The organism is Parabacteroides sp. AF14-59 (genome assembly GCF_003479515.1).
Taxonomy (GTDB): domain Bacteria; phylum Bacteroidota; class Bacteroidia; order Bacteroidales; family Tannerellaceae; genus Parabacteroides; species Parabacteroides faecis.
The window spans coordinates 1-13,866 of sequence record NZ_QUHH01000043.1; the positions used below are offsets into that span (position 1 = coordinate 1).

Consider the following 13,866-nt stretch of genomic DNA (forward strand, 5'->3'; position numbering starts at 1 on the left):
ATTTATCGCGATTGGCGCAATACGTTGGAGTATGCAGTGGAAGAAGCTGAAGAAAAAGGGCTGAAAAAAGGTATAGAAAAAGGCCTGGAGAAAGGTAAAACAGAAGAACAGCGCCTTATTGCTGCGAATTTTAAAAAGCAAGGAGTAGACATCGAAACGATTGCCCGCTGTACCGGTTTGCCGGTAAAAGAGATTGACGAATTGTAGTTTGTTATTGACTATAAAAAAGAATCAGCCAGATTGGAGGTAAACAGAAATAGTTTACCTCCTTTTTTATTTACAAACATGTCAATTATAACTGAGATAAATATTCACCTGGAGTTAAAACTGATATTTTTCCTCCAAGTATTTATGATAAGCTTTTCTGCCATTTAAATCATCATCGTCATCAATCTTCCCTGCCCCTAATAAACTCAAAACAATATCAGGTATAGGTTCTATTACACCACCAAACCCCTAATAACAATATACCTCCCACACCCAGTACCCACCAAATCGGTAAGTGCCCCATCAACCAGCCGCTTTCTTTCTGTTCCGTAGCCAATGTTTCCCGCAACCGACGATCTTCCTGCCGTGAAAGCAAGAGCAATGTATCCCGGTTAACAGAAACCTCCCGACTGTCCGCCACAGCCTGTCTGACCCGCTCCACATACTGGTGCCCACTACTATCCGGTGCGGAAAATTCCACCTCCTCCCATCGGACCGCCACAGCCGCAGAAGATTTCCACATATGTTCCATCCGTAGGCTATCGAAGCGCTCAACCATCAACGAATCCCTTTCCCTGAATTCCCGCCCCGTAACCACGCCCCTCTTCCCCGCACAACCGGCACCCGTCAACAAAATCCACAAACACACACCGAAACACACCCCGAACAACTCCTTATTCCTCTTTCTCATCCCTTCTGATCTTATATTTATAACTATAATCCACCCCGAACAACGCCCCTGAAAACGTCGACACCTCGCCGAATCCTACCAACACCGAACTATCTATCTTCCCCGTCGGACTGCACCAGAACCCCATAAACAACAATACAACACCTGCCAGCGACAGGAAAACCGCCACCCATAACTGGCAACCAAGCAGCCAGCACCTTCTTTTACAATATCCCATACTCCTCCTCCGCATCAAAACAAGGACACTCCTTCAACCATTCATCCCGCGTGATCTTCCCGTCGCCATTCCGGTCGGGCGACAAATCACGATGCCCGCAGATCCGACATCCCGGATACCGCACCAGCAGCAACAACAGCAATCCCCTGATAGACAATTTTTGCCTCTCCGTACGCGTATCTTTCGGATGCCCACCGGCATCCAGCCCGCCTTCGTAACAAATCCCCAAACTGAACGCATTATACCCTTTCACATGTGCCGGAATCTGCTCCGGCGGACGCATCGGAACGACCTCACCCGAACGGCGGATATAATAGTTATAACCGGCCGAAAAGAAACCACGCGCCTTATGGTCACGTTCCAGCTGTTCCGGCGTATACTCCATCGTCTCACGGGTAGCCGAACAATGCAAAACAATCAGATTAATTTTTCTCATGATTCAATTCTGTTTATCGTTAATATGAAAGCAAATGTACGTGAAGGAAAAAGGACGGAATCGGTTTAAATGGGAATAGCAGGGAATAAGAGGGAATAAGAAAGATTTTACCGGGAACCGGAGTATTCAGGTAAAGAGACAAGGATTGAACCCGAACACGTTCACCGTCCCGCTTCGTTTATTTATTATCGAATATTCCAGGTCTCAGGATCGCCGAGATGATCCACCAGGATCTCCACCTGGCGGGGCGTAAACATACGCTGCCCCTTGCGGTAACCCGCTTTCGTCAGATCGTCCAGCAGCTCTTCATCCCGTTTGATCCACAACGACAACTGTGCAGAAGCCGATTTCGGTAAAATACCCGGGAAATACAACATAGCCAGCTGCGTATGTCCCCAAACCTTGCTCTTATCCATGATTGTTTTGTTTTTGTTGTTTCTCTTTCAATTGCAAATATTCCTCGTAAGTGATACCGCCGGACGCCACTTTCTCCGGTTTCTCCTCCTTCTTTCGTGCCGCCTTAAAACGGTTTGTCTCCGTCAGGCGTTCGCCCATAAACTGCATCAGCGCACTGGTGACAGTCAGCGCATCCACCATCCCGTAAAAACGGCCGTAACGCCCGCATTTCAGCCGATGAAAAAACAACAGCAATTCCGTCACCTTCAGATAAGGATATTCTGCCAGCACCAGACGCGACAACTCGCGCTGGCGGTTGACCGGCATTTTCTCTTTCACCCCGACGAACAGGTTGATATCTTCCAGCAGAGCGCATATGAACACCATTGCCGCCAGCTCGCCATACCCCAGGCAAACCGTTTCCAGCATGGGAGCCGTACCAAAGTAAGCACGCTCGGTATAACGGGCAGCCATTACCTGCATATCCGGTTTAAACGTATTCAGGAATTTCTCCGCATTCCCGTAACGAGCCGTCATATCAGCAACTTCTTGTTGCTTCTTCAGCCATGCGGAGGAGTTCTTCCCGTCGGGCTGCTTCTCCGTTATCGACTGAAAATCGAGTTTCATTTGATTTTCCATATTGTGTAGATTGATTTACATTTTGATTTCCATTTCCATTTTCCGGGGTTTTCGTTACAGAATCCGGAGTTTCCGTTGCAATAACCGGGGTTTCTGCAACAATAACCCCTTCATTCGCCCAACTATCCGGTATTTCGAGATCCGGGTCGATCTTTACGCCGAGTCTTTTACTGATCTCCCTGAAGCGTCTCTGTATCGCCAGCGAAGAAAGTACCTGCCGATATTCCAGCAGTTCCCTGTCGAACAACTGAAGATCTATACAATAAAGGACCGCCTCACTAACCGTGGCCTCATCCAACCCCAGGATAACAGAGATATCGAAACAGAAATCACTGTCATAAGGAATATAATACCCCTTCTCCCGGTAAATTTCACAAAGGATCGCTAAATAAATACAGATGCCCTTACACCCGTACCTTCGGAGCAGGCGTTGTATTTTCCTGTCCGAATACAGGTCCGTATCCAGCGGGAAATAGCCCAGTCCTTTTTTTAATGGTCTAGCCATAATTCTAATTTTTTAAATGTTGATTACCTGAAGCACCAACGGTTAACACAATCCGGTGCGAAAGAAAGGAAGTGATTTACAGGAAAAGTCTTTGGCGTGTACAAAAACAGTAAAAGTTGAACTCCAAACTCCCGTTTAAAATTCAACCCTTAGACTCTTTATACGGTAAACATAGACAAATATATTTTTATATCCTATTTATCCGGTAAAAATCAGGATAATATGCTTTTAGATTAAAAAAAAGTCTATCTTTGCTACCGTAACAAATTAAATAATAAATAACTATGAAAAATGATTCTGCATTGGTCCGTTTTGACTGGGCCGTAAAGCGCCTTTTGCGTAATAAATCCAACTTTGTTGTGCTGGAAGGTTTTTTGTCTACATTACTTGGGCAAGAGATTCGTATTGTCAAGATGCTGGAAAGCGAAAGTAATAAGGAAAGTGTCGATGATAAATTCAACCGGGTAGATATGCTGGCTGAAGACAGCAAAGGGGAACTTATCATCATTGAAGTACAGAACAACCGCGAATTAGATTATTTCCACCGTATGTTATACGGAGCATCCAAAGCTATCACCGATTATATCAACGAAGGCCAGGAATATGGTGTTATTCGTAAAGTATATTCAATCAACATTGTTTATTTTGAATTAGGACAAGGCAAAGACTATGTTTATCATGGACGTACCAGCTTTAAAGGAATTCATTATAATGATATACTCCAGTTATCCGTACGCCAACGCGAACAATTCGTACGTCATGAAGCCGGAGATATTTTTCCCGAATATTACGTATTACGGGTAGACGGCTTTAACCAACAGGCGAAAACGCCTCTGGACGAATGGATCGCTTTCCTGAAAACCGGCGAGATCGATAAAAACAGTACGGTTCATGGCTTACAGGAAGCACGCGAACGTTTGCGTATCGACCAGTTAGATGAAAAAGACAGACGACAATATTATGCAGACATGGAGGCTTTGCGTTATCAACGCAGTGTAATTAAAACTGGTTGGATTGAAGGAAAGGCTGAGGGGAAAGCGGAAGGAAAAGCGGAAGGAAAGGCGGAAGGGAAAGCAGAAGGAAAAGCAGAAGGAAAAGCTGAAGAACAACGGCTTATAGCAACAAACCTGAAACAAAACGGTATCGATCCTCTAATAATCTCCCGGTCTACGGGCTTGTCGATAGAAGAAATCGAAAAACTTTAAAAACCTGACAGTATAAAAAAACAAAATCCCGGAGAGTCTCTTTCCCCGGGATTTTGTTTTTAAGACAATATATTCAAAATTCAGATTATCATTTCGATAGGTAATATTGCTTGTTTGATAACGGAATGATATGTTAAAAAATATTAGTCGCCAGGGTATTTTCAAATACCCGGTATATTAATCCGATTTTCCCGCTAGGGTAGTGTCATTTTGATAGTTGGAAAAAACCATCTGATAACCGACTTTTCTGTGTGACTTAATTTCAATACAGGGGAATGGCTTCAAAGACTTCCTTAAACGACCTACAGTAGTCGAAATAATTTCCCGGTCCGAGTCACTTAATCCATTTTTAATTGGGCGCTCCAAAACATCGGTACAAATATCCTCAAACATTAATTTATAATCCTCAGCCTTAATAAAATAACCAAACAACTTTAGCGGATTGTTCTTCAAACGAATCGTTTTTCCATTCTCAATACGTACAACTCCATGTTTTTCATCAAATAATACACCGCATGGCAAAATGATCCAGTCTATTTTTTGTTTCGGAAATAAAGATTTTATTTTATTTTGCGAGACTAATAACTCAGCTTCTTTTTTCTCGATCATCTCGAGTTGTTGTTTATTAATCCGCTCTATATCTTGCAACTTGGCTTGAAGTTCAATTAGTTCTGCTTGTTTTTTGTCAATCACTCCGGCTTGTTGTTTACTAACCTGTTCCATTTCCTGCTTGCTAGCTCGTAACTGAGTTAGTTCACACTGTTTCCGTTCAATCGATTCAGATTGTTGTTTACTAATCTGCTCAACATTTTGCAACTTGGTTTGAAGTTCAGTTAATTCTGCTTGTTTTTCGTCAATCACTCCGGCTTGTTGTTGGCTAACCTGTTCCATTTCCTGCTTGCTAGCTTGTAACTGAGTTAGTTCACACTGTTTCCGTTCAATCAATTCAGATTGTTGTTTGCTAATCCGCTCTGTCTCCAGTTTTTTAGCTTGCAATTCATTCAGTTCAGTTTTCAGTTGTACGACCAAGGCCTCACTTTCATTCAATGACTTGATGATCTTTTCTATATACCCTTTTAATTTATTAAAATAAATTCCATAACCACCGGCCAATAGAATCAAAATAACAAAAGAAATTACCCAAAACCATCCAATTCGTTCTAACACAATCCGAATCGGAACATCGACATAAGCCTGGAGCGTTATATTCTTTTCTTCATTTTCATCTATCCTGTAAACAACAGGATTTAAAAGGGTCGCATTTTTATAAAACAGGCTGTCGGTCGAAGAATTAATCACTTTTCCACTACCTATGTAGCGTATGGCTGTTTTTACTTCTATATTCTTTTTTTGTAATATAGCTTGAAAAAGACTATCCAATAGATGCCGGTTAGGATCATGCATGGTAAGATAAATTTGATCGCACCAAGCATGTTTCTCTTCTCCTGAAATATCATTGGGAGATCTTTGAGGATCATAGCTACCTTTTTGAATTTGGATATCTTTTTGTTGTTTTTTTTCATCTAGCATCGCCTCTATAAACAAATCCCTAAGTTCGGCATGCAGTTTTCTTTTCTGATTCAGGTAAACATTTCCAAACCATAACATCAGTAAAATAATAACCCCAATAGAGGCAATTCCACCTATTCCTATTTTACTAATTTGTCTTTTCATTTCCATTTTTTACCCGCTTTTTTATAATAATCGTAACAGAAGTCTCACAAATATTGACAATATTTTCCTCTTACACATTATATATCAGCACCTTAAATCAAACGATCAGAACACATTCCAGATAAACTATTTGTTTTTCAAACGTGATACACTACTTTTACACTGTAAGTCATAAAAACCAACAGGAGTCTTGCTTGTAGACAAAAGTAATATAAACAGAATAAAATAATATCAATATGGAAAAAATTATTAAAACAGGGTTTGTCTTTCTATTATTATTCGGTGCATGGTATTTCGGTCACACTACTTCGGATAAAAATCCAATGAATGAGTTGATGCTTGAAAACATCGAAGCATTAGCTAATAATGAAAATGGTCAACATGGCGAAAACTATCGATGTTACGGTAGAGGTGAAGTAGATTGTGACGGCGAGAAATTTGAAATTAGATTCAGTGGTTTCAGTTTAGACTAACGTATGAAATCTCTCCCTTACATATTATTAATAGGTATTAGTACCCTTGTCGCCTGTTCAGGAAACCAGCAAACCACTTTCCCCCGGTACGCTGACTTTCCCGAAACGAAGGTGCTCAAGGCCCAGGTAGCAGACCTGGATACTATCCTGCTCCGTTACCCATTCCGGGTAGCGGTCAGGGATGGTATTGCCGTGGTGATGGACCTGCATAATATGGATCATTTCCTACATGCTTTTACCTATCCCGGATGGAAACACCTAGCCTCTTTCGGAAAGCGCGGGGAAGGACCTATGGAGATGCTTTCCGCCGACAACATTCAATTCAACTCCTTAGACTCTTTATGGGCGATCGACGCCAATAAAATGGAGATTACACGTTGGAAAATATCTCCGGTTACCGGTTCAGCGGAACGGGTAGAAGAGATCAAACTGGATAAGAAACTGGTCCGTTCACTCGACTTTCATACGATGGAATCGGGTTTTTTCATTCCCGACTACATGGGAGAGTTCCGTTACTGGCAAGTGGACGACAACGGAAAGCCGGTCAAAAGTATCGGGGAAATACCATCCGAAACGATCGACGAAAACACCGTCCGTCCGGCACTTGCACAGGCATGGCGAAGTTTCATGGACTACAATCCCGACAACGGAATCTTGGCAATGGCAACCCAATTGGGAGAAGTTTTCGAAATTTTCAATCTGAAAGAAAACACCCATAAGGTGCTTTACGGCCCCGAAGGCGAGCCGCAATACAAAGCAGCAAAAGACGGTTCGGGTATCCCTACGGGGATCATGGGCTTTAGCGACATCAAAGTGACAAGTAAATATATCTACGCTGTTTTTCAAGGCATCCGATTTGAAGACAAAATAGCAGCCATCAAACAGGGCAAAGAACCTGAAAACGGGGCAAAATACATCTATGTATTCGACCTGGAAGGAAATCCGGTGCGTCGGTACGAACTCGACCAACGGATTAACAGTATGGATATTAACGAAGACACCAATACGATTGTCGCTACCGAAGCAAAAAGCGACGATCCGATTTTAGAGTTTAATATATAACATACAAGATGAAGACCCTAAATCTCGACATACCACAAAAACGAACCATCTCGTTCCCCTGTTACAACGAACAGAAAAACATGGAAAAACAAATTATAGATTTGGTGAACGAATGGCAACAGAGATTTATCTTACAGACGAAAAAACAACTGACATTATTCTGATTTTAATTGATCGCATTAATTTAACACTAATATATAAAATCATGAAAAAAAATTATTTTTTAGCATTATTAATCTGCTTGCTTGTGTCATCATGTACTGATGATACAATGGAAAATCAGTCTATATTATCGGAATCAACTGTTCTTACCAAATATCCGATAAAAGAGATAGTTATAAAAACAGAAAACAAGGATAGATTTAGATCTTTAATGTTAAATAATCTACCTGCAACAAAAGCTGGATACCTTTTAAAAGACAGTATATGGACTAATGGAGGTGGCCATTCTATGATTTACGAAACTAATGAATATACACTCACTCCTGACATTTGGAAGTATATTTACGTAGGAAGTCTTCTAAAAGGTGGATCAATTGAAAACCAAAGATTTACTCCACTTTCAAACAGAATTGAACCAATTAAAGTTTCTTATTCATTTCCAGCACGCTGGGTAGTCGATGAAATACCAATACCTGCATTAACCGCCCAAAGACAATCTATACAAAATATAATGAACAAGGAAGGCATGTCTGGAACACAGCTTGTATCATTTTCTTATGACATGAATCAATTCTCATATTATGACGAACTTAAATTAGAATTTGGCTGTAATATTAACATTGGTACCTTATTAAATATAAATATCAATATCAATAAAGGAAAGATCAGAAATAAAACTGGACTTGTAGCCAAATTCGTACAGAAAAACTTTACTCTTGACATGGATCTACCTCTTGATGGTTGCATACTCTTAAATAATGGTGAACTCTCAGGTATTAGAGGATTTGATCCAGTATATATTAGTTCTATAACATTTGGCAGATTAGGAATTATCACTCTAGACTCTAAATATTCCTTTGATGAACTGAGTGTTGCAGTGAGTGCTGCGTTAACAGCGAAAGTTGTCAATGGCAATTTAAATATTAGTGCATATCATAAACAAATACTAAGTGAATCTAATTTAAAAATTACTATAATTGGGGGTAAGAGTGACGGATCAGTAAAAACAGTTGAAGGATTTGAGGAATTTAAAAACTTCCTTATTAATGGAGGTACTTATAGTGCACAAAATCCAGGTGACCCTATTTTTTATACTGCTAGTTATCTATCTGATAATAGTCCATTTTATTCTCGTTTCAGAATTGACATACAAAATTAATTACAAATGAAAAAGATAATATACCTCTTACTATTCGGATTGTTCGCCAGTTGTGTACAAGACGATTTCAAAGATATAGAATTGAAAGATAAAGATACCTATTTGGATTTGCCTAAATACCCTGAACAAACAATCGAGTTCACAACAACTACGCATATTCCACAAAGAATATTAAATAGTAGTTCTTATTTTGTTGGAGCCGACATAAAAACTCGTTCAGGTACAATAATAAAAGATAGTTTATGGTCCAATGGTTTTGGTATTACTTATTTCGGTGTAGCAGACGAGTCTATTGTCTTGGAAAATATGCAACGATATATATATCCTGGTTCCATTTTACAAGGTAATACAGTCGCCGATGCGGAATACAGATCGATTTCAGCATCAATAAAACCTATTACTGTATCTGTTTCATTTCCTGCAAAAATCGTTAAAGGAGTAATAAAAACTCCTTCATTGTCAGATACTCGCCAATTTGTAAACGACATTGTACGACAAGAAAATATAGGAAAACAATCAGCTTCATTAAGTTTCGAAATTGATCAATTCACTTCTTATGAAGAATTAAAAATAATGTTTGGATCAAATAAGAAAACAAGTGGAATATTTTTCAACAGTTCAAGTGGTGAAGAGAATTTCGAACATAAGATCAGCAAAGGAACAGGAATAGCCGTTAAATTTGTACAGAAGTACTTTACATTAGATATGGATATTCCTCATGGAGGATTGGTCAATGGAGATATTTCAGGACTGGTACAATACTCCCCCGTATACGTAAGCTCAATTGCATATGGCCGTATGGGTATCATGACTATTGAAACAAATGAGTCCTATTCAGACGCATACTCAAAAATAAATGAGGCTTTTAGTACATTGTTTGTAAATAAACAATCAAATATTAGTGAATCTGTAAAATCTTTAATTAAAAATGCAATAGTAAAAGTTTTCTTAATAGGCTCAAACGGAGAAGCGGGAGTTATGGCTATTAATGGCTTTGACGCCTTTTTGAAAGTTATTACTGAGGGAGGTGAATTTAATTCAAATAATTTTGGTGCTCCCCTTTATAGCTCCTTCTCTTATTTAACTGACCATTCACCATTTAAAGTGAATTTCAAAATTAATGTGGATAGTCCACCTGTCTATGGAAGGATTGAATTCAGAAACTTTCGAAAAACTCAAGGACAAGATAATGTTATATTAGGCGAACATGAAACTTGGGATGAAGCTTGGGATCACGAAGTTTATTTAGCTTTCTATTCAGATATGGGAGCCAAAATGAGAACAATAGCTCCATCATATATAAATTTTAACATTATTGAAGAACGAATAGGACTGATTACAACACAGGATCCTGTTAAGAGTCCTACATATAGTTATTCCAACAAATACGTAACCAATGAATTGAAAGGCGTTGAAAAATTTATTCAAAGTTTCAATTTTATGAAAAGATATTATTCATATTCGGATTGGGGAAGAATATTTGATATAAATAGTTTCCAAATTACACATTTTCTCGGCCATGGCAGATTTTATAAGGGATTACCACCTAAAGATATGACAGACAGATCATATGCAATTGGACCTCAAACAGGCTCTAATCATCCATATCCTACAGGAGCTTATTAAAAAATAGACATGGGCATCCATGTATAATACAAATCTCATCAGATTAGATGAAATTTGGAGGGTATTTCTTATCTTTATACTATTTACAAAAAGTAAGAATATAAGTACAATACCCTCTGAGTAAATCATTTGTCAGGATTGTAGCATTGATTTCCATAAAGACATAATGGTTGCCACAATTAGTAGTGGAGGTTTAAAACTCACAGTTGCAAAACCTTCAATAGATCTTTGACAAAATTGAAAGAAAGGTTATTATCTAACGGCATTAGTCATAGTTACGGACAATGATAGGTTTATAGAAAACTAATTTATTAGATTTGAAATATCCTCAATAAAAATACAGATAGTAAAGGTCGCATACAAATATTTCTCCTATCTATTGTAAAACTATTAAATATCGAAAGATAATAACCTATCACATTTGTATCTTTACAAGTGTGTTCTTTTGTGTCTAAGCTATAGAACAACCAACTTATTAATAATCTACAAACAGCATTCTGTTATGGAGAGAAAAATTTATTTATATATGAAAACAATAATATACATTATTTTTTTATTTTTGTTCTTAAACTGTAATAATAACAACGAAATTACTTACGAGAACAAATTACTATTAACAGGTAATATATCAGAGTATTTTTCTCAAATAGGTGAAATAAGATCACTTTCAATTAAGTATACATCCATCCCAGTTACAAGTGATCAAGAAGCAGAAGATTTATTAAAAAATTCAGAAATAACTTGCTGGTCAGAAAATAATAAATTCACTTTTTCTGATTATACTATATCAGGAAGTAACTTAAATTTCAAAATAATCTGTAAAGAAAATAAGACTGATAATATTATTGAAGATAAAATTCATATTCACATAATCAATTCCCGTTTTAACCACGAAATTACAGAGAACTTGAAGCAGAGAGGTGCAGATATACGCTATGAGTATAAGATAGAAGCTGATATTGAAGGGAGCTATACTATTCCTGCTAAAGGAGGTACATTCAACATTCCTATTCAGGGAAAACGACTGAGCTATATTAATAATAATCTCACTTCAATAGTGCCTTACAGTCTGAAAGGATTATATTTTGTGAGTAATAATGTAAATACAGCATGGGTACACTCCACTTCATTAATATTCGGTAAGTCTCCAGGAGAATATTTCATAGAGTTAACAGCTCAACCTTATAATTTCGATGGTGAATATCTGTGGACTGCAGAGTTCCGTTATGATGATAAAGTACTTTACCATCTGGAAATATTCCATCCACAAACACCTGGTGAGAATTATTTGATACCTTATACAAAAACAATTTATGAAAATATCTTTATAAATGAATAAATCTGAATTTCAGTCTATACAAAATGGCACTGTTGTTTATACAAACCCTGAATTACACTGCTATATCGGCTTATTATTGGAAAAGAGAATATTTATGTATTTATAAACCAACCCAAACATTACAATTCCCTATTACATTTTAATAATAATCTTTTTTAATTGGAATGGTGATTTAATAAATAAATATGGATCAACAAAGGAAACCTATCAAGTGAAAGGAATCATCGAGCATATGAATCACTTGAAAATTTTGATTTTTAGAGATTTTTCAACCTAGAAAAATTTACGACACAAAATTAGGTTTCATATCCCCTGCTCAAAGAAGCAACAAAAACAAAGAGAATTTACATTTTCAGCGAACGAAATAGCTAATAAATGTTAATTATTAATTTATCTCAATAATACATTTTGTATTAACATATTATCGATGTAAATTAAACGCGTCAATAATATCAAGACTTACAAGAGAATATAAAAAATAAAAACATAATGCTATGGATACTAAAATTGATATCAAAAAAATACACTTGGGAAAATCTACCGCAGAAAAAGAATACAATGTATTACATAATTATTACGTAAGCACACGTGCATATCTAAATGCCAAAGATGAAAAAAAACGAAAACTGATCTATATTGGACATAGAGGTTCGGGTAAAAGCGCACTATTTAATCAGATAGCATATGGGCATAAAAAAGCAAACTCTAAGTCTATAATAATAAATATACACCCTGTGGAATATTCATATGATACATTTAAAAGAATGAATCACGACTTTTTTGATATAAAAGCAGCATATAGTATTGCCTGGCATTATGTACTAATAATTCATGCCTTTAAAGAAGTTGTCAAATTCTTTGAAGACAATAAAAACATAAAGACAAACAGAGATAATATAAACATCATTTCTACCTATCTTGTAAAAAATGATTTTAAAAATCCAGGTTCTGGTTTAGAAGTATTCCTCAAATTTTTATCTACAATTGCAAAAGCCAAAATTACAGTTAAATATGACGAATTTATGGTTGGAGGCTCACTTCCTCCAAATGCATACGTTAATATGCTAAACATGAATGATATCAAGCAACCTCTTAGAGCACTTGAAGCCATAGCATCTACCTATCCTATACATATATTCATAGATGAACTAGACACGGGCTGGAATAATACTAATGAGGCAAAAAATTATGTCAGTGGACTATTATATGCTGCCATGAAATTAAATGGTTATTTAAACATAAGCGTATATCTTTCACTAAGACAAGACATGTACAACAATTTGTCATCCATTTTTAAAGATACGGAAAAAATAAGAGACGATATAGAATTTCTTAAATGGGATAAAGCTCAATTGGAAGCACTTATATGCCGTAGAATCAAAGACAACAAGGAGGTTAAGGAAATATACAACGGAATAGAATATGTATCCAATAGAGAAATATTAAATTTAATATTTGAGGAAGGTGTTTTCGAATACATATTAAAAAATACATTACAAAGACCAAGAGAGTTAATTCACTTTTGCAGCCAAGCAATAGAAAGATATTCTGAAACATATTTAGAAAGGCAATTATATAACAAAAAAATAGATTTAGAAACTATTAAAAGTATAGAAAATCGTATATCATTAGATAGATTAAATGATTTTTGCAAAGAATATGATGATGAATTCAATCATATAGATTCAATAATCTGGCACTTTGAAGGATGTTATATAAAATATACACTCCCGCATTTTATAAATACACTAGAAGATGCTATGATTTCTTTAGATGAACAATACCCTGCATTAGAATGGCTCAAACCATTTTGGGAAAAACCAATAAAACTAGCTACAAAACTTTTTGAAATTGGTTTTATAAAAATAAATATCACCAATAATCCCTATGATTATTTTGCATATTATGAAAAAAATAGTCCACATAATTTTAGCATAGTCAAATCCGTAAAAATAAATAACATTTTCAGATCCGCATTGCAATGTATATAAAAGGAAATTTATAATAAAATAAAAGAGTTGATTACTATCTTTATTAATATAAGAAGGTTGATGATTATGAAAACAAATCAGAAA

General features: G+C 36.7%; 14 protein-coding genes and 1 pseudogene. 8 read left to right on the forward strand and 7 right to left on the reverse strand.

The window, feature by feature from the left end; translation table 11 throughout:
• Window positions 1–207: pseudogene (locus DWW23_RS25760) on the forward strand (hypothetical protein); the annotation flags it as partial.
• A 217-nt stretch (window positions 208–424) separates the two neighbouring features.
• Here the strand turns inward: DWW23_RS25760 and DWW23_RS25765 are convergent.
• From DWW23_RS25765 to DWW23_RS25790, 6 genes are all read right to left on the reverse strand, one after another.
• Window positions 425–898 (reverse strand): hypothetical protein, encoded by a 474-nt coding sequence (locus DWW23_RS25765; protein WP_122357326.1) that lies wholly within the window; start codon window positions 896–898, stop codon window positions 425–427.
• Window positions 882–1,115, reverse strand: coding sequence for a hypothetical protein (locus DWW23_RS25770; protein WP_122357327.1), 234 nt, complete (start codon window positions 1,113–1,115; stop codon window positions 882–884). The genes DWW23_RS25765 and DWW23_RS25770 overlap by 17 nt, the downstream gene beginning before the upstream one ends.
• The gene (locus DWW23_RS25775) at window positions 1,102–1,551 is read right to left on the reverse strand and encodes an N-acetylmuramoyl-L-alanine amidase (protein WP_122357328.1); all 450 of its coding nucleotides are present in this window, start codon (window positions 1,549–1,551) and stop codon (window positions 1,102–1,104) included. The genes DWW23_RS25770 and DWW23_RS25775 overlap by 14 nt, the downstream gene beginning before the upstream one ends.
• Before the next feature lie 185 nt (window positions 1,552–1,736).
• Window positions 1,737–1,967: a DUF4248 domain-containing protein gene (locus DWW23_RS25780; RefSeq protein ID WP_122357329.1), complete on the reverse strand. Its 231-nt coding sequence runs from the start codon at window positions 1,965–1,967 to the stop codon at window positions 1,737–1,739.
• Window positions 1,960–2,574, reverse strand: coding sequence for a DUF6633 family protein (locus tag DWW23_RS25785; RefSeq protein WP_233564460.1), 615 nt, complete (start codon window positions 2,572–2,574; stop codon window positions 1,960–1,962). The genes DWW23_RS25780 and DWW23_RS25785 overlap by 8 nt, the downstream gene beginning before the upstream one ends.
• Window positions 2,486–3,091 (reverse strand): DUF4373 domain-containing protein, encoded by a 606-nt coding sequence (locus DWW23_RS25790; protein ID WP_122357331.1) that lies wholly within the window; start codon window positions 3,089–3,091, stop codon window positions 2,486–2,488. The genes DWW23_RS25785 and DWW23_RS25790 overlap by 89 nt, the downstream gene beginning before the upstream one ends.
• A 284-nt stretch (window positions 3,092–3,375) precedes the next feature.
• Between DWW23_RS25790 and DWW23_RS25795 the strand changes: the two genes are divergently transcribed.
• On the forward strand, window positions 3,376–4,296 hold the full coding sequence (locus DWW23_RS25795; RefSeq protein WP_122357332.1) for an Rpn family recombination-promoting nuclease/putative transposase: 921 nt from the start codon (window positions 3,376–3,378) through the stop codon (window positions 4,294–4,296).
• A 177-nt stretch (window positions 4,297–4,473) separates the two neighbouring features.
• Here DWW23_RS25795 and DWW23_RS25800 read toward each other — a convergent pair whose 3' ends face one another.
• A complete protein-coding gene (locus DWW23_RS25800) occupies window positions 4,474–5,976 on the reverse strand; it encodes a hypothetical protein (RefSeq protein ID WP_122357333.1) in 1,503 nt (500 codons plus the stop codon).
• A 230-nt stretch (window positions 5,977–6,206) separates the two neighbouring features.
• Here DWW23_RS25800 and DWW23_RS25805 point away from each other — a divergent pair, with 230 nt between their 5' ends.
• From DWW23_RS25805 to DWW23_RS25830, 6 genes are all read left to right on the forward strand, one after another.
• Window positions 6,207–6,443, forward strand: coding sequence for an NVEALA domain-containing protein (locus DWW23_RS25805; protein WP_122357334.1), 237 nt, complete (start codon window positions 6,207–6,209; stop codon window positions 6,441–6,443).
• A 3-nt stretch (window positions 6,444–6,446) separates the two neighbouring features.
• A complete protein-coding gene (locus tag DWW23_RS25810) occupies window positions 6,447–7,505 on the forward strand; it encodes a BF3164 family lipoprotein (RefSeq protein WP_122357335.1) in 1,059 nt (352 codons plus the stop codon).
• Between the two features lie 112 nt (window positions 7,506–7,617).
• Window positions 7,618–8,826 carry a thiol-activated cytolysin family protein gene (locus DWW23_RS25815; RefSeq protein ID WP_233564461.1) on the forward strand — a complete coding sequence of 403 codons (1,209 nt, stop codon included), beginning with the start codon at window positions 7,618–7,620 and terminating at the stop codon, window positions 8,824–8,826.
• 6 nt (window positions 8,827–8,832) lie between these two features.
• Window positions 8,833–10,452: a thiol-activated cytolysin family protein gene (locus DWW23_RS25820; RefSeq protein WP_122357336.1), complete on the forward strand. Its 1,620-nt coding sequence runs from the start codon at window positions 8,833–8,835 to the stop codon at window positions 10,450–10,452.
• Window positions 10,453–10,954: 502 nt separating this feature from the next.
• On the forward strand, window positions 10,955–11,791 hold the full coding sequence (locus tag DWW23_RS25825; RefSeq protein ID WP_122357337.1) for a hypothetical protein: 837 nt from the start codon (window positions 10,955–10,957) through the stop codon (window positions 11,789–11,791).
• A 494-nt stretch (window positions 11,792–12,285) separates the two neighbouring features.
• The gene (locus DWW23_RS25830; protein ID WP_122357338.1) at window positions 12,286–13,782 is read left to right on the forward strand and encodes a P-loop ATPase, Sll1717 family; all 1,497 of its coding nucleotides are present in this window, start codon (window positions 12,286–12,288) and stop codon (window positions 13,780–13,782) included.
• Window positions 13,783–13,866: the final 84 nt, after the last annotated feature.